We start from the raw sequence: 26,363 nt of genomic DNA, 5'->3' as shown, positions 1-26,363 counted from the left end.
AACACACTCACTACCTAGCATTTCTAAAATATTGACATTAAAGTTTTTCAGGCTTATCGACCATCACCTGTTGAAATAATCTTTTCAATTAATCCTATTTTCTGTAACTCTAACTTACGTTCTTGATTCACATAGATAGCAATCGGACCATTAATATCGCCAGCCGTTGGCCCTGCACATTTTTCAATATTTTCGTTATTTAGAATAATCTGCTCAGGTAATAAGCCAATCCCCATTCCACGTTCGATTAATTTACAAGAAAAATCTGGAGTGTCTATCACCATGATCTTTTTAAACTCTGGATTGTTATACATACAGACGCTTAAATCATGCCAATGGTTCCATATATCAGAATGTACGAATGTAGGGACAGGTGTAGCGAACTCTATGCCAATTTTTTTAGCCCAAAAAAACTTTAAATTGTCTAGTTCGGTAAAATGCTCAAATATAGGGTGGTCATCAAATATGCCTTCGGTGATAACCACATCAACTTCCCCCGAATCCATCCAGCCTTTAATTGTAGCCAACTCGCCCGTATTGATCTGAACGAAAAACTCTTCAATAAAGTCATTGGTTAACTTGGCTGACAAGTACTTCTCATAGAGTCTAGGCTGAGTCGCTATTTTAATGACTGACTTTCTATTGACCTGCTGAAGTGCCGACTCCAGTTCATTCATCGACATGATAACGTCTTCCGCTTTCTTGTAGATTTCATGACCGCGGTCGGTCAACCTCACTCCGCGACTCTCTCTTTCAAACAGTTTCGCGCCAATTTTTTTCTCTAGAGCGATAATACTCGAGCTAACACTAGGTTGAGTCATTTTTAAAAAGCTTGCTGCTTTAGAAAATGATGAAAACTTAGCGGAGTAATAGAAACAATAAACTGTTGTGTTATTAATCATAATTATTCGGGATCTAGTTCTAGATTCTTATCTTTGTGTGACTGCAATCAAATGCACGCTATTTTATTAATATTTATAATTTAAAAAACCATTAATTAATTATCATAGTTTACGCCATTTTCAGCTATAACCACGCTCACAATCTTTGGTATTACTTTTTTTTATACCTACATATATCAGATAACAATCACAATCTATGCTCGGCACGATTCATATCATCTACCCAGAATGATGACTAATATAAAATTCGTGGAATAATAATGAAAAGAAGAGACTTTCTAACTAAAAGCATGGGCGTTACCGCAGCAATGGCTTTACCATTTTCAGCGACAGCGGTTTCATCTGAAAATAGTTGGGACCGAGAATACGACTTAATCATTGTAGGCAGTGGTTTTGCGGGGTTAGCTGCTGCTTATTCGGCTAACAAAGCAGGCTTAAAAAACATACTTATCCTTGAAAAGATGGAAACTTGGGGCGGCAACTCAGCGATTTGCGGCGGTATTGCTTGTATGCCGAATACCTCTCTACAGAAAAAGCACGGCATTGAAGACTCTGCCGAACTCATGATCAAAGACATGGTGAAAGCGGGTCGTGGTTTTAATCACCCAGAGCTATGTAAAACTTTAGCTACCGAGGCGCATACCGTATACGACATGCTCATTGGTTGTGGCGTCGAATTTATGGATAAGATCATTCGCCTTGGTGGACACAGCGCACCAAGAGCGCATATCCCAGCTAATGCCTCTGGCGGCGGAATCGTGGTTCCTATGCACAAGTACCTAGTGAATAAAGGTGTGCAGTTCCAAAACCGAACTCAAGTCACCAGCTTGCTGCGTGATAAGAATAACGCCATTACCGGCGTTGCCGTACAGGAAAAATTTGATTTTGAAACCGAAGAGTTCAAAGCCGAGCAAACTTACAAGTCACGTCACGGTGTAGTCGTTGCGACAGGTGGCTGGGGACAAGATAAGAAGTTCGTTAAAACCACTATGCCTATCTACGCTCACCTAGAAGCGACTGCGCATCCAGGCGCGACAGCAGGCATGATCAAATCGCTACTTGCTGTTGGCTCGCTACCTATCATGCTCGATATGTATCAGCTTGGCCCTTGGGCTTCTCCTGATGAAAAAGGGGCCGGCCCAGCTTCCTTCTTTGCCGATTACTCATTCAGTGAAGGTATTGCCATCGACCCAATGACAGGCAAGCGCTTTATGAATGAACTTGCCGATCGTCGCACCCGCGCTGAAGCACAGTTGGTCGTATTAGAAAAAGGCAGTGAAGAAAAGCCTAACTACCCATTCACTTTCTGCAGCGAAGCGACCACTAAACGCGCGGAAGGATTTAAGGGAGCTTACCGCGATGGCGCGGTTAACAAATCTAACTCTGTTGCGGAACTCGCCAAACATCACGGCGTCGATGAAGCAGTACTCAGTCAATCTATTGCAGACTGGAACGAGATTGTTGAGGGCAAGCCTGATCCATTTAATAAGCCACTCGATAGAAGAACCGAATTAAAGCCACCATTTTACTCTCTGAGATTATCGCCAAAATTGCATTACTGCATGGGCGGCGTTGCTATCACCCCTAATGCTGAAGTAATTGATGCAACGACTTGTGAGCCAATCAAAGGTCTATTTGCTGCAGGAGAAGTCGCAGGTGGTACCCACGGTATGGATCGTTTAGGCGGTTGTTCGTCAGTTGACGGCTTGGTTTTTGGTCAGATTGCAGGCAGAACTGCAGCAAATTATAAGGCGAATGCGTAATGAAAACTTCTTTTGCCGTTGCAGTTATCGCAACGCTATTGTCTTGCAGCGCATTAGCCGCTAAACCGACGATCAAGCAGCACCATATCGACGCTCTTGGCGATGACATGAACTGCCGCACTTGCCATACCACTAAAGGGGCGTTTGAACGTCCGAGCGATCAGGCCTGCATTGACTGCCACGGCGGCATGCATGACATTCCAACTCAACCAAACCGTTTCGATAAGAATCCACATAATTCGCATCACTACGAAGACTTGCTTGAATGTATGGTTTGCCATTCAGAGCACCAACCTTCGAAAGATATTTGTTCCGACTGTCATAAAGTCGAATTTAACAACCTTAAGTAGATGTACTACCAATTAGAGAATTGAACAATGAAGAAAAGTGTATTTGCATTACTCGTTGCTGCAAGCCTACCTTTGTCCGCTAATGCTGCAACACATACCCTAGATGGTCGCTCGCTTACTGTTGACCAATTATGGGAAATCGCCCAACCAGGTGAAGATGTCACCATTGCTAAAGCAGGTTGGCAGCGCATTAACGCAGGTTACAAGGCGCCTATTCACGCTGCAGCAGATGGCCGTTCAATTTACGGTTTAACCGTTAACTACGGCGCCTTAAAGGATCAACGTGTTGCAGGTACATCTGTTGAAGATGAGCCAAACTTCACTGCATCGATAAAGTTCAACGAACGCCAGATGCGCATTCAAGCCGCAGGTGTTGAACCGTTCATCTCTGAGCGCGAATCAAAGATGGCGATGATTATTCGCCTTAACCAAATGGCTGCTGGCTACACGGCAATGAGTACCGAAGGTGCGCAAGCATTTATGGATTACATCAACGCAGACGTCACACCACTCATTCCAAGTCGAGGCTCATCTGGTGCTAACGATTTAAGTTTAGCGACCCATATTGGTTTATCGTTAATGGGAGAATGGGACGTAATGTACAAAGGCGAGCGCCGTGACTCGAAAGAAGTTCGCGAAGAGCTAGGCCTTGAGCCATACAGACCGTTCGGTTTAGACGGTATTTCTATCCTATCAAACGGTAACGTAGCCGAAGCGCAGAACATCGCAGCGGTTAAGAAAGCCGAACATTTACTCGATATTTCACCTGTGATTATTGCCTCTTCACTAGAAGCACTGAACGGTAACGTATCGCCATTCCTTTGGCACACTGTTGACACAAAAGGCTGGCCACAAGGTCATGAAGCTGCAGAAGGCATTCTTGGCGCATTAAAGGGCTCATACTTATGGGAATTAGATAACAAGCGTAACCTACAGGACCCGCTATCATTCCGTTCATCGGGCTACATTTTAGCGACCGCAAAAGAAGAGCTACGCCAAGCAAAAGAGCTACTTAACACAGCGATTAATCACACCACTGATAACCCTATTGTGAATACTGAAGCTCGTGATGACTTATGGTATAGCAACACACCAGCCGTTAATGCATTACGTGTCGGCGATGACAATGTCTTTGTAAACTCTGGCGCTAACTTCGACAACACTCAACTAGCCGTACAGATGGAGTCTTTAGGCCGTGCACTTGCACAAGTTATCCATATTTCGGCTTGGCGTACTACTCAGCTTGACGATGGACACCGTACTAACCTACCGACTTACCTTATCGCGAAAGAGAATGTCGGCGGCGATGGTTTTGCTAATATCGCCCAGTCAATGTCGGGTCTATATGCCGAAGCGATGACTCTAACTAATAGCGCTACACTATACGGCATCCCAACTTCAGTCGGTATTGAAGAGACCTTTAGTAACGTGAACTTAATTGCTTCTCGCGTTGCAAAAATGGCTGATATTGGTTACGAAATCTATGCCTATGAGGTGTTACATACCACGCAAGGTATGGAGATCCGTATGAGAGATCAAGATAAGAAAATGGGTCAAGGTACCAGTCACCTTATCGAGCAATACCGTAAAGTGGTGCCATTTGTTGATTTAGACCGGACTTACACGCCAGATATTAATAATGGCATCAAGTTCCTTAAGACTTACTCTGCGGCCAAGTAAGGACCCATGGCTTAGTTAATTAAGCCTGACTCCCCCACTGCAATAAAAAAGGTGTTTAGCCAATCGCTAAACACCTTTTCATTTTCTTACAATAGTACTAGCAATCAGTATAAGCAGCCTTACCATGTTTCCCCAAAAACTAAAAAGGGCCTAGTACTCGGCTAGACCCTTTCTATTTAAACTAATCCCACTACATATTGAAATTTCTGATGGTATTGGATAGATCGTCGGTACTGTTCTCAACCTCTTGGTTGAGCGTATTGGTTACGGTAATCAGATCATAAGACTCTGACACCTTACAATTAACCATCTGCACATTGGTGTTGACCTCATTACAGACATAGACCTGCTCTTCGATGGCCACGGCTATCTGCTGATTACGCTCCACTATGCCCTCAATCAATTCCTCAAGTTCATTGATTTTGCTCAGTGAGGCATTGATGATATTGACCGTCTTGCTGGATTTGTCATTACCAATTTCAAGCGATTTAACCGCAACTTGGCTATTGGTCTGGATCTGCTCAATCGCCGTCTGGATCTCTGTGGTTGCAACCTGAGTACGCTGCGCTAAAGTGCGCACCTCATCGGACACCACTGCAAAGCCACGGCCAGAGTCTCCGGCTCGAGCCGCTTCAATCGCAGCATTTAGCGCTAGTAGGTTGGTCTGCTCGGCAATGCCATTAATCACATCGATCACCGAACTAATTTGCTGGGTTTGCTTATCGAGCGATACCACGGTACTGGATATTGAGGCTAACTCATCGACGAGCTCCAACATCGACTTATTAACCTGATTAATGCACTCCAAATTCTCCGACATGGTACTTTGCGTCTGCATTGTCGCTTCAGCGGTGCCCTGAGCATTTTGTGAGATCTCGGTCGATGCCGCCTGCATCTCATTCACCGCCGTTGCCACCATTTCAATCTCTGTTTTCTGAGTATTGAGATGTTCGGTGACTTTATGGTTGTTCTGGGTGGCTAGCTTGGCGTTATCTAAGGTCTTGTCACAGGCCTCCATCACAGAGATATTTACCCGCCCAATCAATGCTTTTACGTGCTGTCGACGCATCTTCATCGCCAACTCAATTTCAGAAAAGTCATTGACCTTCCCCGTATAGATGAGTTCCATTAGCGGATTATTAAAGTCTTTACGAGCCTCTTTTGCCAGTCGCTCCAAGGGGCGAGTTAACAGATAACTAATTAGAGTCGCCATAACGAAAAAGGATGCCAGCGTCAGAGCGGTATTTTGGGTAAAGGTGGCGATACCATAGGAGATAAGCGCGGCGATGCCATAACAAAAGGCGCTGCGCTGCCACAAGCGAGTTCTCAAGCCTATGCTCAATTGAAAAGGCTTTTTATCATTTGATAATTGCTTATAAGCGGCCTCGGCTCGTTTAACATGGATCCGTTCCGGTTTAAAGCGAACCGATTGCAGTTCGACAATCTCTCCATTGTTTTTTATCGGCGAGGCGAATGCATCGACCCAATAATAACCTCCCCCCTTACGACTGTTTTTCACCATTCCCATCCAATGGTTGCCACTCTGCAAGTGACCCCACAGATCTTTAAACGCGGCTTTGGGCATATCCGGATGTCTGACAACATTATGGGGAAGACCAATAAGCTCGCCATCTGCAAATCCCGCCACTTCAGAAAAGTGAGGACTGGCATATTTAATATGACTAGAAGGAGACGTGATTGAGATTAAATTGTAATTGGCGGGATACTGGTACTCTTCGTCCATAACATAATCCTTTATTTAATGGCATAAAACAAAACTACCGTTCAGTGTAGTACCAATATTCGCTTTCCATCAAAGTCATCTGCGTAATTTATTTCATCTATCCGAGTTTATGCCCCTCTTAAGTTCTTATACCATTAATTTAATTAGCATAAATAACCTTACTCTTTCTGCTTAACATCTACCTCTCATATGGCTTCAGAGCCTGTACTAGCTAAAAAGGTCAGCCGTTCAGAAACAAAAATGCCTTTCGTGAGAAAGGCATTCTAGAATCAATCAGTTCGAAATATTGATTTACAATTAATCGTTGTCGGCTTCGATTTCACGAGCGATGTTTTGACCATTAATCACCACACCTTCGACTTCGATACGTTGCTGGTTTAAGGTGTCGAAACGAATACCGTCTTCATACTGAGTGTTAGCGTCAACAATAACTGTCATGCTACTAGAAATGCCCTTAATAACGAAGCTCTTAGCTGTAGCATCAGATGCTGTCACATTGCCTTCCACTTCAAACTCTTTCCAGCTACCCACGTTATCGTTGTCGTCACCTGTTGAGTTGTCGTCATCGAACTCAACTTCAGTCGCAACTTGCTGCGTGCCCTGCTTAACAGAGGTCACTTCTACTAAAGCACCTTGTACCAGCTTTGACTTTGGACCATCTTCAAACTTAGTTTGATCATTAACAACGAAGCGACCTTGGTAGTTAAGCTCGAATGCTGCTTTTTGCGCGTCAACCCAAGTCACAATACCTTCAACTTCGGTGTCGTTAGCTAGATCGCTATAATCTTCAACTTCAACGCTAGTCGCAACAAACAGGTCATTCACTAACGTACCTTCAACTTCAACCCACTGACCATCAGCAAGCACGCCTTCAATGTTGTGAGCTTCAGTGCCTGAGTAATCAACCGTCAAGGCTGCGCCAAGTTTAAAGCTTCTTGCACTTTCATCTAAGCTAGATAGGCGACCTTCAACTTCGTAGCTATTTGCTAGTCCTGGGTATTCAGTTTCAATATCAAACTTAATCACTGACAAGACTTTGTAGCCTGCATCTGCAGTCGGTAGTGAAGACACCATCACCCAGTCACCTAACCCAATTTCGTCAGATAACTTGTAGGTTAAGGTCATACCGTTAACATCAAATGTACCCGCAACTGGATCGATTGCAGTCACTTTACCTGTGATAGTCGGTTCAAGTTGAACTTGAACTGCAGCTGCTTTTTGAGCGCCGCCGATTTGCACCATCATGTTTGGCTGCAGATCGTTAATATTTAGTTTTACTTCGCCGTACATTACGCCAGCAACGTCATAGCTGTAGCCGTTCACAACCACTTTATTCTGTACAGCATCGACTTTATCAATAGTGCCTTTAACTGCAGTTGGAGCTGTAGGTACAGTAGGAATGCTTCCGCCGCCGTTGCCGTTATCGCCACTACCATTGTCAGAACTGTCGCTTCCACCGCCACAAGCAGTTAAAATCAGAGCAAGTGTTGAAACTAAAGCTATTTTTTTCATCTAAATACCCTTATTTAGTAAGATGATTATCAAATTTAGCCGTATGTTAAAACTTGGCCCGTGAAGCGATCGTGAAGAAAGATAAACTAATCTATGAAAGTGCTAATTGTTGATGACAGCCATAACCTAAGTGAAACAATCGCCGACTATTTGGAACTCGAAGGCATGATTATCGACTGCGCCTATCACGGTGAGGCCGCGATTAATTTAGTCTCCGAAAATAGTTACGATGTCATCATTATGGATATCATGATGCCAAAGATTGACGGCATCACCGCAGTACGCAAGCTCCGTGAAGAGCTGTATTGCAACACGCCTATTTTATTTCTCACCGCCAAAGACAGCCTCGACGACAAAGTCGCCGCCTTCAAGGCCGGTGGCGATGACTACCTGCTCAAGCCCTTCGCCATGGAGGAGCTGAGTCTGCGTCTACATGCACTGAGTAATCGCGGACCAAGGCAAGATATCGGCACCTTGTCCTTTGCCGATATCAAGATTAATACTCAGACCGATGTTGTGACACGAGGCGAGCAACCAATTAAGCTCAGCCGTATCCAGCTAAAAATATTAAAGGTGTTGCTCAAGCGTGCGCCGAGTATTGTCAGCCGCCAAGATGTAACAGATGCAGTCTGGGGGGATGAGTCTCCTCCGAGTGATGCCTTGCGTAGTCATATTTACGGCCTGCGAACCGCCCTTGACAAAGGCTTCGAACAATCACGATTAGAGACGATTCATGGACAAGGTTACCGCCTCAAAGCATAAACAGTTCCCGAGCATCTACCGCAAGCTCCGTTGGAGCTTCGGTTTGATGACCTTTGCTATGTTTAGCCTATTTTGGTCGGTGATCTATATTGCCGAAAACCAGATTGAAAAGATCAGTCTCAATCACTGGCTAGACACCGAAGTATATCGGTATAAACAGGACTACAAGATTTATGGCGAAAAAACGGTTCTACCCAATACCAATGAGTTTACTACCTACTGGAGTGAGCAAACCATTCCAGAGTGGCTCAATGCTTATACTTCACCAGGCCTATATGAAAAGTTAATAGGAGAAGAAGATAAGCACTTTATTGTTTCTCTTCACCCTTCCGGTAAAGGCTTAATGTATGTTGTGTTTCAAGATGATGCCGATGACTATCTTGATGAATATGAAGAACATCTGCATGATTATGTACTCATACTAGGCCTACTTATTGGTCTATTAATGACGATTTATAGTCTGTACTTTATCCGCACCCTATCCAAGCCATTGACAATCATTGAGCACAAGATCACCCAGATGTCGCCAGATGACCCGCCTTTCGGTGTCGATACCCGCTTTGTCGAGACCCGTAATATCGAACAAACTTTGCTAGATAGTCGCAATGATATCAACGGATTCTTTCAACGAGAGAAAGAGTTTAGCCACTTTGCTTCCCACGAGCTCAGAACCCCGATTACCGTGATAAAAGGCTCAGCAGAACTATTGGCTAAAATACCAGACCAGCATCCACTGGCAGTCAACGCCGTTAAGCGCCTGCAACGGGCCAGCGACGAGATGCAGGTGCTCACCGAAACTTTTCTATTATTGGGTAAAGAGTCGATTAGCCAGCGTCACTTCGCCGATGTCAGCCTAGAGGGCGCGCTATGTAAGCAGCTCGCCGAGATGAAAGAGTTATTCGCCAGACAAGACAGCAGTTATTGCTTAACGGTCAATGAGGCTAAGAGTGTCCATGCCCCAGACAGCTTTATTGCCATCGTGCTCAACAATGTCATTAAGAATGCTTTCAGTTACAGCATAGGTGACATTGAAATCGTGCTTAATCAGCACACCTTAACCATCACCAATCGCCACGAAGGCAATGAAACCTACAATGCGGGCTATGGTGTTGGACTGGTCATCGTCGAGCGCATCTGCGAACGCATGGGGTGGAGTTATCTGCCTCATGATAACGGAGTTGAGTTTCAAACAACCTTGGTATTTTCTGCCAAAGGGGAGACCCTTTAGGTGTGGTTTCATTTGCGTGAAACTAACGCAGGCTTTAAATCTAAAGCATGCGAACCTTTGGCTTCATTGTCATTTGAAGCTATGTAACAACTTCCTGCATCAGTGGTTCCAATGGCCTGCGGCCAGCGCATGTGTAGACACTGCTGAAACACGCTGCACCTCTTTATAAAAGAAAGGGTCCCTGTAAGCTCTACGATGGCATCCATGCCATCAAAGGCTTCAGCCGTATCTGCACTAGGTTAGAAAAGCGGAGTCGTTTGGCTTACAGCGTATGTTTGGAGTGGGGAAAATCTAAAGCGATGAACCTTTGGCTTCATTGTCATTTGAATCTATGGCGCAACTTCCAGCAATTGTGGTTCCAATGGCCTGCGGCCAGCGCATGTGCAGAGGTTGAGGGTTCCATTGGTGTGAAACTTTCGCAGGCTTTAAATCTAAAGCATGCGAACCTTTAAGTTTTTCGGCACTTGAAACCCTAAACTAACTTCCAACACCAGTGGTTCCAATGGCCTGCGGCCAGCGCATGTGCAGAGGTTGAAGGTTTCATTTGCGTGAAACTTTCGCAGGCTTTAAATCTACAGCGATGAACCTTTGATTCACCAATTCTTAGGCTAAGTTTGATGTATCTTCCAACATCAGCGGTTCCAATGGCCTGCGGCCAGCGCATGTGCAGACACTGCTGAAGCACGCTTTACGCCATCCCTAGCCGCTCTGCGGTTTCATCCCTGAAACCGAAGGCTTCAGCCGTATCTACACTAGGTTAGACAAGCGGAATAGCTTGCCTTAGGAGTCATGCCTAAAAACCTAAGGTATTAGCCCAACCTCTGAATAATTTAATCATCGAGCCAGTCAAGTGATGATGATAACTCTACAAGATCTTTATAATCTTTTGGTTTTAGCTTTTCCATTTCTTCATGGTAATACATACAGCCTAACCAAGAGTTGGCTGCAGGCTCCTCTGGAAATGCAAAACCATCAGTACATGGATTAGAAATTCGTAGCTCTTCTAGAAGTTTCTCTATCTTAGATTCAGGCTCTTCATCATCACAATCTAAAAAAGTAATCATATCTCCGTCATATGAATGCCCAAAAAAAGTTGTAAAGAGCCCAAGATAATAGGTTAAAGAAGCCTTATACACGCCATGAGAATGCTCATTAATATAATAAGCTCTAAATTTGGGAAATTTAACTCTGGGATCAAAATCCATCAAAATAGTTTTATTTTCAAATTCATAGGATTCTATTAAAAACGAAAGCAAATCTACATTTGTTCCACCTTCGGCTCTTCTAAATGGAGTAGAAAAAATATCCTCATAAATTGAATCATCCTTCTCCCTGATACAAAGCAAGAGAGTCAACATTAAGATATCAACTTTTTTACCCGCAGGTAAATTAGCTAACATTGCTATGGTCCGATTAGCTATTTGAATAGCCTGTCTTGCGGACAAATCAAAGCAATTAATAATAGTGGCTATATTTGTAATATTGATTTCAGATGAATCATTTTCCGGCCATACCACTATATCCAAATCTCGAAAGTGGCTTCCTGATAATTTGTTGTCATCACAATGTACTTCAAGCAAATTCTCAATATTCGGCTGCCTTAAAGTAAAACGGCTGTCAAAAAAACGGCCTAGATAGTTTCTCGCATTAAAACCTTCTCCATAGATAGCTTTTACAGCATGCTGAAGCTGCTCAGTATCAGTTCCAACAACAAAGACTACACCTGGAATATCAAAAATATGTTTGATAGTTTCAAGCATTTCAACGGCATAGCTAGGTCTACACCTATCAAGCTCATCTACAAATATGAATGCTGGAAATAATCGCCTATTTACATCCTTGTGCTTAGCATTATCTAACCCAATTACTGCCTCAACCCACTCCTTAACATGGACCTTCAAGTTCTCTATCGATTTAGCTTTTGCGTCATGCTCATCAATTAAGTGCTTAACTAACAGAGATGCAGCAGGGCCCATATCGATAGGCTTGCCGTCTTCATCAAAAATATCCTCTCCATTTTCATCTTTAAGAGTTGCACCAATATCATCTTCATCTCCAACAGCATCCATGATTGCTAAATGATCTATACCTAAAAACTTCTTAGTCATACCGCCGACGATTGCTGGAGTCGCAGCCTTTAGTAAAGCCATCATCTTTCTGGGAGCTTTATAAATATTGTCATCTGCATTCTTTCCAGCTTGTTTTCTTAACTGGCTAATCATGGATGAGATAACTGTCATTAATGGGTCGTCAGAGTAATCTTGCTTCCACGCATCGATATATACAACCGGATGATGCGGTTTTAAATCCTCAGCTAATCGCTTAAGAAAATAAGTCTTGCCCGCCCCCCATTCCGCATTCAAGTTAAGAACATAGTTATGACGCTCAGAGCTTTTAGAGTCGTAGCCTTGGGAAACTAGAAACTTTGCTATGAACTCAGCGTATTTCTTCCTATTCAAGCGATCTGGTGGGAGAACCTCGCTAGATTGAATTCCACCTTCAATAGGAAGTGACTTCGACCAGTCAAAACTAATATCTAACTTCATAAGTTCTCTTACATTGAATGATTAGGTAAGCAGAGAGTATCTTACCCATCAATATTTTTAGCAAACAAAAACAACATCTTGAATGAACAAATGATGTTAAATCAAGAAAATAAGAACACTTTTTTTAACCTTCCTCTAAAACTAACAGGAAACACTCCTTACCCCATCGGAGTTGCCGAAGTGCGTTGGAACAAATTGCGTGATGCCGACAGGGATGTCGGCGTAGCTTTCGCGGGGCAGGATGCCCCATCGGAAGCGTTAGCAATTTATCCATAAGCATGAGGATCAACAACTTCGTCGGGGCGCTGAGGGTTTGTTAAGGGGGACAAGCGCTTTCCCCCTTGGCTCGGGTGTGGGCGAAGCGCCACGACGTTAATTGTTAGACGCTGTCTAACGTAAAGCTCAAGCGCAGCTTGGTAGTCTTAGGCTGGGATGAAATTCCATGAGGTTTATCAAGCGCAGCTTGATAATAGTAATTGTTAGACGAAGTCTAACTCCCCTCCTCTTCGTGGAATGAAATTCCACACCCCCACAATCTGAGCTAAAAATAACAAACCCCATATAACTGCTAAACTTAACCAGAACCAAAACAAAGGGAAAATTGGATTCCCCTATCCAACAAAGTAACCTCATAAAACAAAAGGATTTGTTTATGCCCATAGCCAGTATTGCCACCCGTGCCAGCTTTGGCGTCCAAGCCCCACCTGTCACCGTCGAAGTCCACCTCAGCAACGGACTGCCCGCATTCAACCTAGTAGGACTGCCCGAAGCCTCAGTCAAAGAGGCCAAAGAACGTGTGAGAAGCGCACTCATCAACGCCGGATTTGAATTCCCCATGCGCCGCATCACAGTTAACCTAGCGCCAGCGGATCTCCCCAAACAAGGTGGCCGCTATGATCTACCTATCGCCATCGGTATCCTCGCCGCCTCGAAACAGATCCCTGCAAAATCTGTCGAGCAACATGAATTCGTCGGCGAACTAGCGCTAACCGGCCATATCCGTTACTGCCAAGGCCTACTGCCTGTGATAGTCGAAGCCAGCAAGCAAAATAGCACCTTAGTCTTGCCGATTGATAATCGTGAAGATGCCGAGCTGGTCGGTTTCGAGAAAGTCTGCTTCGCTACCCATCTGCAATCACTGGCTGCGTATCTGCACGGCCAATCGCAACTGCCGAGTATCGATCTTAACCTCGAATGGCTAACACAGAGTTCAGAGCCTAAAACCTCCTGTTTAAGTGAGGTTATAGGCCAATATCAGGCTAAACAAGCGTTAGAGATTGCCGCTGCGGGTAACCATAATTTGTTGTTACTAGGGCCTCCCGGCACAGGCAAGACCATGCTCGCCAGCCGCATGATGCAGCTATTACCTAAATTGAACTACGACGAAGCACTGGAAGTTGCCGCCATTCACTCCGTCGCGGGTAACAACATCAAACCCGATAGCTTCTATCGCCGCCCCTTTAGAAGCCCTCACCATACCTGTTCGGCGGTGTCTCTGGTGGGTGGCGGTGCCCAGCCTAAACCCGGTGAAATATCATTAGCCCATAGAGGCGTTCTGTTTTTAGATGAGGTAGCTGAGTTTCCTAGAAAAGTACTCGATTGCCTACGTGAGCCAATGGAAACAGGTGAAGTGAGTATCTCGCGCGCGGCTGCAAAGCTGACCTTTGCCAGTCGATTTCAGTTAATCGCTGCCATGAATCCTAGCCCCTGTGGTGATACCGATAATGCTAGGGCTAGTAATGAGCAGATCCAACGCTATCTTTCAAAGTTGTCTGGGCCGTTTCTCGACCGCTTCGACCTCACCATAGATGTGCCTAAACTGCCTTTAGGCTCTCTTAACAGTCAAAACACTCAAGCCGAAACCAGTGAAACAATAGCCAAACGGGTACAACAAGCACGAAAAACGCAACTCGCTCGCTCTGGTGTGCTCAACAGTGAACTCACGGGCAAGCAACTCAAACAAGATGCTAGGTTTCGCGATGATGACTTAGTCTTTTTAGAGCAAAGCGTACATAGGCTCGGCTTATCGGTGCGTAGTTATCACCGCCTACAGCGGGTGGCCCGCACCATTGCCGACCTTCAACAGGAAGATAACGTCAGCCGCGCCCATATCGCCCAGGCGTTAGGGTACCGCGCCATGGATAGATTACTTGCCTCACTGTCTAGCCAATAATGACTATGCAGTTCATTTGCAGCAGCCGAGATATCTTAAAATCGAATATCTATTAGTCATGACACAAATAAGTTGAATCCGACGCCAGTTTGCAGTAAATTCCGCCAGCTTCGTTAACTTGATGATATTGAAGTAGCAAACATTTATTTACTTTGATCCTACTTAGCCACCGTTTTTATAGCATTCGCGCAATCAGAACAACCTATAAACGCGAGCAATAAATAGTAAGGGTTTGTTTTTACTGTATTTATAGTCATCATCTGGCTCACTAATATCATCTTTTATTTAATTGTTCCTTGTAGTTAATAAATTATGGCCATGCCTAGTAAATTCAAATATAACAGTCAATACGCAATAATATCCCTTACAGCTAGCCTTATTTTAATTGTATTAATGGCTGTATCACTAGGCCTTAGCCATTATCTGCTAACACGTCAACTTACTGATGTTGCAATCAAGCTTGAGCATGAATACGGGCAAAGACTAATAGCCGCAAAATCACAGATGAGTGAAGTGCTGGCGATGCTACAAAAAAAGCAAGAGACTCACTGCTCTGAAGAGACCATCAAGCTGCTCAAGCTGAAGCTATTTATACAGAGTGATCAACCTGTGCCTTGGGTGAAGTTCAATGACGAGAACATTATCTGCTCGGCGATCGGTCGATGGCCAACCCCACCTGGCGGAAAACTATTAAGCAGTGATATTGATGGCTATGGACTCGTCAAGGCAACAAACATTAATACCATCAATAAGCAGAAAATGATTTATGCTATCGCGACAGACGGCGCTGCCAAGATTTTTGTGCCGGTACAATCTACAGCCGCCATTAATAGAGTCCTAGCAGATTGCCAAATGTGTGGCGGTATCAATATTAAGGTAAATGGTCATGATTGGGTCAGTCAAAACACTGATGCGAATCCGTTTGCTAGTATCGAGTACCAGGCCAAAGACTCACAATTTAACTACACCTTAATCACCAATGAATCAGCCAGAAACCTGCTTTGGTTAACCGTATTTCTACTGCTGATGTTGCCTGCTGCACTTTTAGCAAGTATTGGCTATCTGCTTCGTGACCGTGTAATTAAGTTTTATTGGCATCGCCGTTTTAAATCTGGATTAAAAAGGGAAGCTTTCTCTCTAGCTTATCAACCTATTGTTGATACCAAAAACGAAAAAATATTTGGCGTCGAAGTCCTATTAAGATGGCGTAAGAAAAACGGCCAATGGCATAAAACTAGCAGCTATATCAAAATACTAGAGCAAGACTCAGTCATGCCACTACTGACGAAGTGGATGATAAAGACTGCACTAAGCGAGCTTAAATCCTTACTAAAGAGTAATCAGATCTCCAGATGCAGCATCAACATCAGTGCCAAACAGATTGAGCAGGGACAAGTTCTAGCCTATCTGCAGTACTTGGCCAACAATGGCTATCCAGTTGATCAGTTATGCTTCGAACTCACCGAACGCCAGCCAGTTGAGTCTTGGCAGCAGATGCTTGAATTTATTTCAGGCTGTAAACAGCTTGGTTGTCGCATCAAGTTAGATGATGTTGGCATCGGCTATGGTGGTGGCATGCTGATACAGCAGTTAGAATTTGACTGCCTTAAGATCAATAAGGCATTTACTAAACTGCTATCGAATGAACATAACCAGCCTTTCGTTATCCGCTCATATGTTGCCATTGCTAAAGAGATAAATATTTCTCTTATTGCAGAAGGGGTTGAAACCGAAGAGCAAGCTGAACTGCTTAAAGAGTTAGGTGTACATCTACACCAAGGCTGGCTCTACTCCAAGGCCCTACCGGCTACGGAACTGAGAGCCTATTTACTCAGCCATTAACCATTTCACTCTGTCTAAGCCCTAGCAATATGCTGGGGCTTGGCGCAGTTAGTATTATTCAGCCACCCCCGCATAATACCCTAATAATAATCAACAAACTTCCCCAAAAGCACTAATTTAGTCATGAGTTAACCGCCAAAGTTTAACATCTAGATTGAGACAAAACCTGACAACGAGTACTATAGGTCTCCAATTTTTTTCTCGAGGTTCTGGATGGGTGCGATAGTGTCACGCATTAGGGGAAGTTTCGCCTTTTTCTGTTATTTTATTAACACCCTATTTTGGGTGACTCCCATATTAGTAATGAGTATTTTCAAACTCATTCCTTTAGCTTGGACTCGCAAGGCTTGCACCTACTTTCTCGATTTTTGTGCCAGTGCCTGGATCAGCGTCAACGGGGTTATCGAAAACTTGCTGCATCCATTCAAGCTCACTGTTGAAGGTGACACCCAGCTGTCTACCAAAGAGTGGTATATGGTTATTGCTAACCACCAGTCTTGGGTAGATATTCTTATCTTGCAGCGTATTTTAAATCGCAAGATCCCCTTCTTAAAATTCTTCTTAAAGCAGGAGCTGATCTTCGTTCCTGTGCTTGGACTTGCCTGGTGGGCGCTCGACTTTCCATTTATGCGTCGCTATAGCACGGCGCAATTAAAGAAAAACCCTAAGCTACGCGGTAAAGATATCGAGATCACTCGTAAGGCTTGTGCCAAATTCAAGAACAAACCCGTCAGTGTAATGAACTTTGTTGAGGGCACCCGCTTCCACCCGGGTAAACATAGTAAGCAAAACTCTCCCTTCAACCACCTACTCAAGCCTAAAGCGGGCGGCATGGCGTTTGCGCTATCGGCTATGGGTGAGCATATTGATAAATTAGTGGACGTTTCTATCTACTATCCCGGTAAGATCCCGACCTACTGGGAGTTCATTAGTGGCCAAGTCAAAGAAGTTCGAGTTCATATAACGGTGAATAACATTAGTGATGAACTACGCGGAGATTACAGCAAAGACCGCCAATTCAAAATACAATTCCAGCAAGAGTTAAACCTTATCTGGCAACAAAAAGATCAGGTACTAGCCCAATTAGCACAAGCAGAAAAAACCCGAGAAGAGGCATAAGAGCAAGATGTTGAACTTTTTACCTGGACCTATCTTATATTTCATAAGCACCCTGCTATTAATCATCAATACGGTTTTGTGGGCATCATTGATTAGCATAGGCGGCATCATCAAACTGCTACTGCCTTTTACCGCCGCCCGCATCGGCTTAACCCATATCATGAATCGTTTCATGTGGGCTTGGGCTAGCTGTAATGGCGGTATTTTATATCTACTCGCTGACATTGAGTGGGATGTAGAAGGGTTAGAAAACCTAGATAAGAATAGTTGGTACCTGCTGATCAGTAATCACCTTAGTGGTTTCGATATTGCGGCGCAGACCTATGTGCTGCGTAACCATATTCCTATGCTCAAGTTTTTCCTCAAGAAAGAACTCATGTACGTGCCTTTCTTGGGCCTAGGTTGCTGGGCACTGGATATGCCCTTTATGACCCGAACTAGTCCTGCTAAGTTAAAGAAAAACCCTAAGCTTAAAGGTAAAGACTTAAAGTCGACTCGCCGGGCCTGCAAAAAATTCCGCAACATGCCCACCTCGATTATCAACTACGTCGAGGGCAGTCGCTTCACCGCAGAAAAACACGCTCGCCAAGACTCACCTTACCGTTATCTGCTGCGGCCTAAAGCAGGCGGCATCGCCTTTGCTCTATCGGCCATGGGTGAGCAGTTCACCAACGTACTCGACGTCACCGTGCTTTATCCTGACGTATTTAAAAAAGATGCCTTGGTTGAAGTGATGCATGGCCGTTTACATAAGATTGTGGTGCGGGTAAAAGTACTACCGGTACCAGAGGTCGATAATAAGCGCTATTTCTCAGAGGCCGCTTACCGCGTTGACTTCCAGCGCTGGCTCAATGAACTCTGGGGAAGGAAAGATGAAGAGATCCACCATCTAATGCTTAAACATAATCCATCTAGCGAGCATATTATCGAAAAGCCAAGCCCCTCAAAACATCAGTAAAACCCGAGCTGCAGCTGAATAGGTAAGCCAAACTCCCTATTCAGTTCCAGCTTTCGTCAATTAAATCACGCCCAAATCAAACAGCTCATAAACCTAACTCCCCCGCTATACACCACCGCTTTATCTAAAACTGACGAGTAATCACCCAAGCTATCCCTACAAGCTTACGAGTTTACACTACAAAAACCTGCACATACTTAGAGCATGTCAACCAATTGACTAGACGTAGGCCGTGATAACAGATAACTTGCCTTTACACTTCACCAAACCGTAACAAAGGTGTTATTTTGTATCACAACTTTAAGCGAGCTCGTGTCTTATTCATCGCCCTGTTTTTGCTTAATGGCGTGGGCTGTGCAAATCAACCCCCTTCCCACGCAACGCAATCCCCGTTAAAACTCAACGGTAGCGAGATGGCTTACTTCTGGGTGACAAAAGACACCCTTATCAGCTGGCAACAAATATTCCCCCAATCAGCAGCTAGCCCACAAAAGAAAACCAACTATGCGGTTTCTTTTATCATTGACGCTTCAGGGGCTATGCAACAGGTCAGTATGATTAGCACGGTCGATGGAACTAAGATCCCCGCAGAGAAGCTAACAGGTGTAAGCGATTATCAATTTTACCCCACAGCGAAAAACTTTAGCCGCCAAGCAGTGATGGTTAACACCTTTGTTGCACTTTAAAAGAGCTGCACTGTAAAAGAGTGGCGCTTAAAAAGAGCCCCCCATAAAAAAGGCCCCATAAGGAGCCTTCTGCAGGGTTTGGTCAGCTAAGTGAAGGCTAAGCTTGCACACGCTTAACGTACTGTACCCAGCCTGCAGGACCTTGAATAAGCCCCTTCTGAATATCGGTCAATACCTTGTAAATTCGCTTAGTGTGCTCACCCACTTCACCGTTTCCAACGGTTACGATGCGGTTATCTTCAAAGATATAAGAACCCACTGGCGATACCACGGCCGCAGTACCAAAACCGCCCGCCTCGATAATCTCACCCGACTCTATGTCGCTAATAAACTGCTCCAGCATCACTGTCTCTTGGCGTACTTCGCAGCCCAGTAACTCACCCAAATCGAGAATAGACTGTGAGGTAATCGACTTTAAGATGGTGTCGGTGAACTTAGGGATAATAATGGTGCCATCTTTAAGCACGTGAAAATGGTTCATCGCGCCCACTTCTTCAATCTGCTTATTGTTAGCATCTAGGTAAAGTACCTGCGCGGCGCCATATTCAGCAGCCGCCTTACCCGCTTTTAGTGATGCCGCGTAGTTACCCGCAGCCTTCGATGCGCCAGTACCACCCGAAACTGCACGGTGGAAACGCTCACTGATCAATAAACGGATCGCCTTATCGAAGCCATCGCTGTAATAAGGCCCGCTTGGGCTTAATATTACGCAGAAAGTGTATTGCTCGCTCGGACTAACCGATAGACGATCTTCTGTGGCAAAGATAAACGGACGAATATACAGGCAAGCCCCTTCCTGCATCGGAAACCATAGACGATCGACATCAATCAAGGCATTGATGGCATCAACCTGCATCTGCTCAGGCAGCGCTGGAATACACAAAATGTCAGCAGAGCGATTTAAGCGCTCGGCATTTTTATCGATACGGAAGGTGTAGATCTCACCGTCGTCATGTTGAAAGGCTTTTGCGCCCTCAAATACAGACTGACCATAATGTAGAGCGATGGCACCCGGTGCGACTTGAAATGGGCCATAGGGAACGACTCTTGGATCACACCACTCGCCGTCGCGATAATCCATTAAAAACATGTGGTCAGTTCTGAGGTTACCGAAGCCTACATTAGTTGTCGGCTTAAATTGCTCGGTACGGCGCTCTAACGCAGGTTTTAAATTATAAGTTATTTGCATTGTATACCACCTTGATTACTGACTGAGCAGCCTATCAGTGGTCATAAAAAAGTCAAGCAAAACGGGGGCTAGCTTCAAGTTCTTCAATAACCAAGAACGGAAAAATATTACCTAAGAATGACGATGCCAGCCCTCATTAAATAAGGGCTTTTTATATTTAAAAAGAAGTTGTTTAAGCAGCGCTGACTTTTTTGTGTAGGCAAGGCGCTTCGCTATTAGCGGGGGAGCAGGACAAGGCGCTACAGGCGCTGCAGCTCATATGATCACGATAGTGTTTATCGAAGAAGCTCGAGCTTCTGTTCTCAAGCGAGTCAAACAGTTCAGGGGTAAGTGGCTTAGCCCACTTATATTGCCCCATTAAACGGGCTAAATGTCGGTAGCAGGTCTCACGACGATTAGATAAGTACTCAGGGGCGATTAACTGGCTTTCAAATTGGGTTAGCGAGCCCGTTAAGAAGAAGGTGATCCCCTGCACTAACTCTTTAACTTGCAATGGCGTCGCATCAAGCTCGCCCTTAGCTACGGCTTCATTAAGCGAGTCGGTAAACCAGCCCCAAAACGCATTGATACGCTTTTTGAAGCGATCCACTTTCTCGTCGCTGGCCAGTTGCCACACCATGGTATTGACCGAAACCGAACGCAGAGTAAAAAAACTCTTACTGCGTTTGATGGTCTCAAATGTAAACAAAATCGGTAGCAGCACTTTCTCTTGAGCGGTTAAATCGGGATATTTGTTAATAAATATCGGCAAGTGATTTGAGGTCGCACTACGCAAAAACAAGCAGACTAACACGTCTTCTTTGCGCTCAAAAAACTTGTATAAGGTACCGGTGGAACAGCCCACTTCTTTCGCGAGTTGCGAGAACTTAAACGAGACAATACCTTGCGACTCAATCAGCTGCTCAGCCGCATCTAGTATCTGATTGCAGCGCATCATAGGCAATGCTTCAGTGGGACATTTCATCTATAAAAAACCTGTATATCGAATTCAGCTAATTATGCGCTGGTAACAATTACGGATTATAGATATCTCTTCTCTATTCGGGATTCACTTCACGCTAACACCTCTTTATTGGTAGGCTTTGTGAATTACGTCATATAAACATTGCCGTAATAATTTTTAACTCCAGATTGATTCCTTTCACATTTATCCACTCCTGATTCTGAGCTTTTTTTTAAGAAAAAATTTATTCGAGAGCTGACTCACGAATAAATTTGTCACTGAAAAAATGGCGTGACTTAGTTCACCTTTAGCAACTGAACTTACGTTTATCGTTACCTCATTCCCTGATTGAGGATTACAAGAAAATGCAAGGTAGAAGAAACTTTTTAAAGCTAAGTGCTGGCGCTGCTATTGGTAGTTTAGCGGCAACATTACCCGGTACCGTACAAGCTAAAAGCTGTGGCGAAATTAACTGGGACGAAAGCGCAGATGTTATCGTCGTCGGTTCAGGCTTTGCAGGTCTTTCTGCAGCTGTAAATGCTAAGCGCCAAGGCCTGGGTTCGGTACTTGTTTTAGAAAAGATGCAAGTGATCGGTGGTAACTCAGCAATTAACGGTGGCTGGTTAGCGATCCCTAAGAATCCTATCCAGTTGGCTCAAGGCGTGAATGACGACTCACCAGAAGAGTTAGTCAAAGATCAGATCATCTCTGGCCGTGGCATGCAAAATGAACCAGCGCTACGTCAAATCGCTAATCGCTCTTTGGATGCTTACGACCTTTGTATCGATACCGGCGTTAAATTCCGTGATGGCTTCAACATCCAAGTGGGTGGTCACAACAAGGCACGTGCTATCCGTACCCAACATGGTACTGGCGGCGACATCACCACCAAACTATATGAAGCGGGTGTGAAAGAAGGTGTAGATCACCGTCTACAGCACTATATCGAAGACTTCATCATGGACGGTCAGCAGATCATCGGCGTTAAGGTTCGTAAGAACTACCGCTTCCCAGATCTAAAAACTGGCACCACGATTTTTATTAAAGCAAATAAAGCCGTAGTACTGGCTAACGGCGGTTTCGCTCGTAACATGGCGCTGCGTGAAGCGGTTGACCCATCTCTAGACCCAACTCTTGATTGCACCAACGCAATGGGTGCAACCGGTGAAGTTACACTTACCGCTATGGCTTACGGCGCACTCCCTGTGCACATGAACCTTATCCAGACTGGTCACTGGGGTTCTCCAGATGAAGGTGGATTCGGTTGGTCAAACGCATTGCTATCTATCGGCTGGCACCAAGGTGTGGCGATTAGCGTGCTAAACGGTAAGCGTTTTATGGATGAGCGTGCAGACCGCAAGACCTGCTCTGAAGCGATTATGAAAAACCGTAACGCCGATGGTAGCCCGGCTTATCCAGTGGTGTTCTTCAACTATAACAACTACGCCAAAGACGACCGTGTTGTGCGTGCACTACGCGACGAGATGGCTTGGAAAGTTGACTCACTCGATGAGATCGCCGCTAAGTTCGATATTCCTGCCGCAGAACTCAAGCGCAGCATCAAAGAGTACAACAAACATGTTGGCGAGCGTAAAGACCCACTATTCAACCGCAAGATGGATACAGCAGAAGAGCTAACGGGCCCATTTGTTGTATCACGTATTTGGCCAAAAGTGCATTACTGCATGGGCGGCCTAAAGACTGATTTAGGCGCGCGCGTAATTGATGGTCGCTCTATGGCACCGATCAAAAACCTATACGCCATTGGCGAAGTCACGGGTGGTATTCACGGTGAAGCACGCTTGAGTTCGACCTCATGCCTAGAGTGCCTCGTCATGGGGATCATCGTATCTGAAACCATCAAAGCCGACCTTGAAGGAGCCGTCTAATGAACAAGTTATTACTAAGTGCACTACTCGGCCTCGCTCTGTCTAGCAACGTCATGGCGGGCGAGCTAGTCAAGATGAAAGGTAAGACTGAAGGTCGCGTAAACCACGAGTTTATCTACCAAGATGGCTGCCAAACTTGTCACCAAGGTTCAGGTAAGAAGAACACAACTGACGCAGCATGCGTTGAGTGTCATGGCGACATCAACAGTATTCCTGTCGATGAAAGCAAGCTGGCGATCCCAGAAGCACATCCACATAAGTCGCTGCACTACAACCAAGGCGCAAGCTGCCTAGCATGTCACGCTGAGCACGAGAAGAAAGCACCAGTTTGTACAGAGTGCCACCGCACTTGGTTTGAAGAGATGTAACGTGACTGATTAATTTATAAATCTAAAAATAGTAATAGGGAATGATGATGAAAAAAACCACTAAGTTTATGTTGTCAATGGTGGCTACAGCTATCGCACTTTCGAGTTCTGCTGCTTATGCAACGGAACAGACTGAAGATGGTATCAAACTCGGCGGCGCCGTACGTGTTAACTACGCCTACCGCGACTATGATGAAGTCAACAAAGATAAAGGCGGTGACTTTTACTTTGATATGGCAGCAATCAAGTTTGATGGTAAGCACGGTGACTGGGGCCTATCTGCTGAATACCGTTTCACTTCTGGCACTGACTACATCAAATACGGTTTCGCGTACTACGACGTCAATCCAGATTGGCAGCTACAGCTTGGTATCAACAAGGTACCATTTGGTAATCGCGACTTCATCTCAAACAGTTACTGGTTTGGCATTCCTTATTACTTAGGTTTTGAAGATGATCATGACACAGGTATCAAGGCCGTTTACGAGAAAAACGGCTGGCACACTGACTTAGCCTTTTATAAGAGCGCCGAGTATGGTCCATCTGAGAACAAGCGTTATTCGACTGACCTATACAGCGGTACTATCGCTGCAAGCGGTATCGAGTACTTCAACGAAGAGACTAATCAGTTCAACCTGCGCCAAACTTACACCGCCGAGCATGAAGGTGGTCAAACAACGCTTGGTGGTTCGGTACAATATGGTCAGATCTATAACAGCGATACCGGTAACAACGGCGATCGTTACGCCGTCGCACTTCACTTAGATAGCAGCTACAAAGGCTGGAATCTGCAGCTTCAGGCGATGCAGTACGAATATGATGCCGCTGACGCTGTTGATGCCAACAAAATTGCCGTATCGGTTGTCAGCTGGCAGTACGAAATTGCTTCTAAGGGTCAATCTTATAGCGCGAACATCGCCAAGACATTCGCAACCGACTGGGGCAGTGTGAAGTGCTATAACGACTTCGGCCTGATGACGCCTGATGTTGATGACGATAGCTATGACAACAGCATGCAAAACGTGACGGGTTGTGCGATTTCAGCTGGCCCAACGTACACCATGGTCGATTTCGTTATGGGTAAGAACATGACCTTCTCTACCGCTAACAATGACCACGTGGGTCTTCCTGAAATGGGCGATAGCTGGGATAAGCGCGTTAATATTAACTTTGGTTACTACTTCTAATAACGGCTGAGTTTTCAGTTGTTATGTTAGCAATTATCAATGATCCGAGCACAGGAACGCGCAGAGGTCATTGGTAAGTCTAATGTTGTTAACTGGTGTTACCGATAGAAGCGAAGCCGCTCTCACTTCGCTTCTATCACCCCCTGTAATTTTTAGATTCTCCCAACTATGGACTGGGTACAGCATCCCTGCTTGCTGTCACCTAAATGGATCACGCCCTTAAGATACCAAAAGTACTAGGGCTTTTTTTATTCCCCCCTACAAGAAAGAACCATGAAATCGATTACTAGAATCTCTATTTGTATTTGTTTAATGGGCGCTTATTCGCTGCCATCTATGGCAAGCGAGTATCATTTTGGCGGTTTTATTAAAGCCAACGCTCGCTATGTGGATGGCAATATCGCCTTTCAGGATAGCTGGACTGGCGGAGGGCACATCACCGACTCGGCTAAACGCAGCCAATTTAGCGCTGCCGAAAGCCGCTTCAATGTCGGCGTGACTCACGGCGAAGTGAAAGGCTTTGCTGAGATAGACTTTTCGGGTTCCGCTCAGGGGAATGCCGCGTTTTCTAACTCCTACAGCCCGCGCTTAAGGCATGCCTATATCCAGTATAACGATGTCACCGCAGGGCAAACCTGGTCAACCATGGTCAATACCAGTGCTTTTGCGGAAACTGCAGATCTGGGCGGTCCACTGGTTGGTCAGGCTATGGTGCGCCAAGCTATAGTGCGCTACAGCACTAATAACTGGCAATTTGCACTAGAAAACCCCTATACCTATGGCACTCAAGCGGGTAGCACACAGACTGGCAGCACGACTGCCGATAAAAAGTGGGTAGACACTAGTAATGACTATGTACCAGATGCTGTGATTAGATTCGATCGACAGAGTGACTGGGGTAACGTGTCGGTATCGAGTCTGCTTCGCTATTTAGACCCTCAGGACACGGCTCAACTTGGCGCGGGGGTATCTGTCGCTGCCAAGCTTAAAACCTACGGCAAAAATGATGTTCGCTTGCAACTTCACTACGGCAACCTAGGCCGTTATGTGGGTACCGATGCGGCTAGAGATATGATTAATGGCGAGATAGAAACCACCACTTCAGCCATGTTTGCTTATCGTCATTTCTGGACCGAGCGTACTCGTTCAAGTCTTTTCTACGGTCAAACCATCACCGAAGAGGAGCAGACAAACCGCTTCCATGCAGGAGTGAACCTGTTCACTAACCTGACGCCTGCTTTAGCGCTAGGTTTTGAGGTCGGCCGCTATCAAATTGATGACGGAATAAGCCCCTATGAGGATATATCTGCACCGCAAGGCGCCTCTAATTACGCCCAGTTAAGTCTGCAATTCCATATCTAAAAAGTCGCAATGAAAAGATTATTCGCGACCGAGCTCACGAATAAGTTTGCTGCTTAAAATGCTGCGTGATCCATTTCAACTTTACGCAGCAATTATCACTTTATTGTTAGTTCAAGCCCGTTAAAACGAGCACAATATCGCAGCTTTGGCTGCATCAGCT

General features: G+C 45.0%; 21 protein-coding genes. 15 read left to right on the top strand and 6 right to left on the bottom strand.

The annotated features are described in order from the left end of the window. Positions 1-53: 53 nt before the first annotated feature. Positions 54-902: a LysR family transcriptional regulator gene (locus SPEA_RS01835; RefSeq protein WP_012153610.1), complete on the bottom strand. Its 849-nt coding sequence runs from the start codon at positions 900-902 to the stop codon at positions 54-56. Between the two features lie 260 nt (positions 903-1,162). On the opposite strand from SPEA_RS01835, the gene SPEA_RS01830 reads away from it, so the two are divergent. Genes SPEA_RS01830 through SPEA_RS01820 form a run of 3 tightly spaced genes read left to right on the top strand, consistent with a single transcriptional unit; the run spans position 1,163 to position 4,695 of the window. Further along, positions 1,163-2,665 carry a flavocytochrome c gene (locus SPEA_RS01830; protein ID WP_012153609.1) on the top strand — a complete coding sequence of 501 codons (1,503 nt, stop codon included), beginning with the start codon at positions 1,163-1,165 and terminating at the stop codon, positions 2,663-2,665. Next, positions 2,665-3,015, top strand: coding sequence for a cytochrome c3 family protein (locus tag SPEA_RS01825; RefSeq protein ID WP_012153608.1), 351 nt, complete (start codon positions 2,665-2,667; stop codon positions 3,013-3,015). The genes SPEA_RS01830 and SPEA_RS01825 overlap by 1 nt, the downstream gene beginning before the upstream one ends. Before the next feature lie 27 nt (positions 3,016-3,042). Continuing rightward, on the top strand, positions 3,043-4,695 hold the full coding sequence (locus SPEA_RS01820) for an HAL/PAL/TAL family ammonia-lyase (protein ID WP_012153607.1): 1,653 nt from the start codon (positions 3,043-3,045) through the stop codon (positions 4,693-4,695). A 190-nt stretch (positions 4,696-4,885) separates the two neighbouring features. Here SPEA_RS01820 and SPEA_RS01815 read toward each other — a convergent pair whose 3' ends face one another. Beyond that, entirely contained in the window at positions 4,886-6,439 is a 1,554-nt protein-coding gene (locus tag SPEA_RS01815) for a methyl-accepting chemotaxis protein (protein WP_012153606.1), read from the bottom strand. A gap of 297 nt (positions 6,440-6,736) precedes the next feature. Continuing rightward, a complete protein-coding gene (locus SPEA_RS01810; protein ID WP_012153605.1) occupies positions 6,737-7,951 on the bottom strand; it encodes a DUF5666 domain-containing protein in 1,215 nt (404 codons plus the stop codon). A 93-nt stretch (positions 7,952-8,044) separates the two neighbouring features. Here SPEA_RS01810 and SPEA_RS01805 point away from each other — a divergent pair, with 93 nt between their 5' ends. Together SPEA_RS01805 and SPEA_RS01800 are read left to right on the top strand one after the other, a co-directional pair. Further along, on the top strand, positions 8,045-8,713 hold the full coding sequence (locus tag SPEA_RS01805; protein ID WP_012153604.1) for a response regulator transcription factor: 669 nt from the start codon (positions 8,045-8,047) through the stop codon (positions 8,711-8,713). Next, a complete protein-coding gene (locus SPEA_RS01800; RefSeq protein ID WP_012153603.1) occupies positions 8,685-9,941 on the top strand; it encodes a sensor histidine kinase in 1,257 nt (418 codons plus the stop codon). Before SPEA_RS01805 ends, SPEA_RS01800 begins: the two co-directional genes overlap by 29 nt. Before the next feature lie 830 nt (positions 9,942-10,771). On the opposite strand, the gene SPEA_RS01795 is transcribed toward SPEA_RS01800, so the two are convergent. Continuing rightward, positions 10,772-12,487, bottom strand: a complete 1,716-nt coding sequence (locus SPEA_RS01795) for a KAP family P-loop NTPase fold protein (protein WP_012153602.1) — start codon at positions 12,485-12,487, stop codon at positions 10,772-10,774. 78 nt (positions 12,488-12,565) lie between these two features. Here SPEA_RS01795 and SPEA_RS01790 point away from each other — a divergent pair, with 78 nt between their 5' ends. The 6 genes from SPEA_RS01790 (at position 12,566) to SPEA_RS01765 (ending at position 19,265) form a co-directional block, all read left to right on the top strand. Continuing rightward, positions 12,566-12,763 carry a hypothetical protein gene (locus SPEA_RS01790; protein WP_150102195.1) on the top strand — a complete coding sequence of 66 codons (198 nt, stop codon included), beginning with the start codon at positions 12,566-12,568 and terminating at the stop codon, positions 12,761-12,763. A 376-nt stretch (positions 12,764-13,139) separates the two neighbouring features. Next, positions 13,140-14,660, top strand: a complete 1,521-nt coding sequence (locus tag SPEA_RS01785; protein WP_012153601.1) for a YifB family Mg chelatase-like AAA ATPase — start codon at positions 13,140-13,142, stop codon at positions 14,658-14,660. A 393-nt stretch (positions 14,661-15,053) separates the two neighbouring features. Then, on the top strand, positions 15,054-16,502 hold the full coding sequence (locus SPEA_RS01780; protein ID WP_223296552.1) for an EAL domain-containing protein: 1,449 nt from the start codon (positions 15,054-15,056) through the stop codon (positions 16,500-16,502). Positions 16,503-16,715: 213 nt separating this feature from the next. Then, positions 16,716-17,621, top strand: a complete 906-nt coding sequence (gene yihG / locus SPEA_RS01775; protein ID WP_012153599.1) for a 1-acylglycerol-3-phosphate O-acyltransferase, YihG family — start codon at positions 16,716-16,718, stop codon at positions 17,619-17,621. 7 nt (positions 17,622-17,628) lie between these two features. Further along, positions 17,629-18,579: a 1-acylglycerol-3-phosphate O-acyltransferase, YihG family gene (gene yihG, locus SPEA_RS01770; RefSeq protein WP_012153598.1), complete on the top strand. Its 951-nt coding sequence runs from the start codon at positions 17,629-17,631 to the stop codon at positions 18,577-18,579. Between the two features lie 287 nt (positions 18,580-18,866). Then, the gene (locus tag SPEA_RS01765; protein ID WP_012153597.1) at positions 18,867-19,265 is read left to right on the top strand and encodes a hypothetical protein; all 399 of its coding nucleotides are present in this window, start codon (positions 18,867-18,869) and stop codon (positions 19,263-19,265) included. Between the two features lie 97 nt (positions 19,266-19,362). Here the strand turns inward: SPEA_RS01765 and SPEA_RS01760 are convergent, their stop codons facing one another. Together SPEA_RS01760 and SPEA_RS01755 are read right to left on the bottom strand one after the other, a co-directional pair. Then, the gene (locus tag SPEA_RS01760) at positions 19,363-20,454 is read right to left on the bottom strand and encodes a branched-chain amino acid aminotransferase (RefSeq protein WP_012153596.1); all 1,092 of its coding nucleotides are present in this window, start codon (positions 20,452-20,454) and stop codon (positions 19,363-19,365) included. Between the two features lie 172 nt (positions 20,455-20,626). Further along, positions 20,627-21,418, bottom strand: coding sequence for a TetR/AcrR family transcriptional regulator (locus SPEA_RS01755; RefSeq protein ID WP_012153595.1), 792 nt, complete (start codon positions 21,416-21,418; stop codon positions 20,627-20,629). A gap of 344 nt (positions 21,419-21,762) precedes the next feature. On the opposite strand from SPEA_RS01755, the gene SPEA_RS01750 reads away from it, so the two are divergent. From SPEA_RS01750 to SPEA_RS01735, 4 genes are all read left to right on the top strand, one after another. Then, positions 21,763-23,286, top strand: coding sequence for a flavocytochrome c (locus SPEA_RS01750; protein ID WP_012153594.1), 1,524 nt, complete (start codon positions 21,763-21,765; stop codon positions 23,284-23,286). Beyond that, positions 23,286-23,654, top strand: coding sequence for a cytochrome c3 family protein (locus SPEA_RS01745; protein ID WP_012153593.1), 369 nt, complete (start codon positions 23,286-23,288; stop codon positions 23,652-23,654). The genes SPEA_RS01750 and SPEA_RS01745 overlap by 1 nt, the downstream gene beginning before the upstream one ends. Positions 23,655-23,698: 44 nt before the next feature. After that, entirely contained in the window at positions 23,699-24,841 is a 1,143-nt protein-coding gene (locus SPEA_RS01740) for a porin family protein (RefSeq protein WP_041411220.1), read from the top strand. A gap of 273 nt (positions 24,842-25,114) precedes the next feature. After that, positions 25,115-26,203, top strand: a complete 1,089-nt coding sequence (locus tag SPEA_RS01735; RefSeq protein ID WP_012153591.1) for a DcaP family trimeric outer membrane transporter — start codon at positions 25,115-25,117, stop codon at positions 26,201-26,203. The last annotated feature ends 160 nt before the right edge of the window (positions 26,204-26,363 follow it).

Source organism: Shewanella pealeana ATCC 700345 (genome assembly GCF_000018285.1).
Taxonomy (GTDB): Bacteria; Pseudomonadota; Gammaproteobacteria; order Enterobacterales; family Shewanellaceae; genus Shewanella; species Shewanella pealeana.
Note: the sequence above shows the minus strand (reverse complement) of the source record. Positions and strands in the feature narration are given on the sequence as shown.

Excerpts from the sequence above, each read along its gene's own strand:
- SPEA_RS01835 (WP_012153610.1), bottom strand. The coding sequence starts at position 902 with ATGATTAATAACACAACAGTTTATTGTTTCTATTACTCCGCTAAGTTT.
- SPEA_RS01830 (WP_012153609.1), top strand. The coding sequence starts at position 1,163 with ATGAAAAGAAGAGACTTTCTAACTAAAAGCATGGGCGTTACCGCAGCA.
- SPEA_RS01825 (WP_012153608.1), top strand. The coding sequence starts at position 2,665 with ATGAAAACTTCTTTTGCCGTTGCAGTTATCGCAACGCTATTGTCTTGC.
- SPEA_RS01820 (WP_012153607.1), top strand. The coding sequence starts at position 3,043 with ATGAAGAAAAGTGTATTTGCATTACTCGTTGCTGCAAGCCTACCTTTG.
- SPEA_RS01815 (WP_012153606.1), bottom strand. The coding sequence starts at position 6,439 with ATGGACGAAGAGTACCAGTATCCCGCCAATTACAATTTAATCTCAATC.
- SPEA_RS01810 (WP_012153605.1), bottom strand. The coding sequence starts at position 7,951 with ATGAAAAAAATAGCTTTAGTTTCAACACTTGCTCTGATTTTAACTGCT.
- SPEA_RS01805 (WP_012153604.1), top strand. The coding sequence starts at position 8,045 with ATGAAAGTGCTAATTGTTGATGACAGCCATAACCTAAGTGAAACAATC.
- SPEA_RS01800 (WP_012153603.1), top strand. The coding sequence starts at position 8,685 with ATGGACAAGGTTACCGCCTCAAAGCATAAACAGTTCCCGAGCATCTAC.
- SPEA_RS01795 (WP_012153602.1), bottom strand. The coding sequence starts at position 12,487 with ATGAAGTTAGATATTAGTTTTGACTGGTCGAAGTCACTTCCTATTGAA.
- SPEA_RS01785 (WP_012153601.1), top strand. The coding sequence starts at position 13,140 with ATGCCCATAGCCAGTATTGCCACCCGTGCCAGCTTTGGCGTCCAAGCC.
- SPEA_RS01780 (WP_223296552.1), top strand. The coding sequence starts at position 15,054 with ATGGCTGTATCACTAGGCCTTAGCCATTATCTGCTAACACGTCAACTT.
- yihG (WP_012153599.1), top strand. The coding sequence starts at position 16,716 with ATGGGTGCGATAGTGTCACGCATTAGGGGAAGTTTCGCCTTTTTCTGT.
- yihG (WP_012153598.1), top strand. The coding sequence starts at position 17,629 with ATGTTGAACTTTTTACCTGGACCTATCTTATATTTCATAAGCACCCTG.
- SPEA_RS01760 (WP_012153596.1), bottom strand. The coding sequence starts at position 20,454 with ATGCAAATAACTTATAATTTAAAACCTGCGTTAGAGCGCCGTACCGAG.
- SPEA_RS01755 (WP_012153595.1), bottom strand. The coding sequence starts at position 21,418 with ATGAAATGTCCCACTGAAGCATTGCCTATGATGCGCTGCAATCAGATA.
- SPEA_RS01750 (WP_012153594.1), top strand. The coding sequence starts at position 21,763 with ATGCAAGGTAGAAGAAACTTTTTAAAGCTAAGTGCTGGCGCTGCTATT.
- SPEA_RS01745 (WP_012153593.1), top strand. The coding sequence starts at position 23,286 with ATGAACAAGTTATTACTAAGTGCACTACTCGGCCTCGCTCTGTCTAGC.
- SPEA_RS01740 (WP_041411220.1), top strand. The coding sequence starts at position 23,699 with ATGATGAAAAAAACCACTAAGTTTATGTTGTCAATGGTGGCTACAGCT.
- SPEA_RS01735 (WP_012153591.1), top strand. The coding sequence starts at position 25,115 with ATGAAATCGATTACTAGAATCTCTATTTGTATTTGTTTAATGGGCGCT.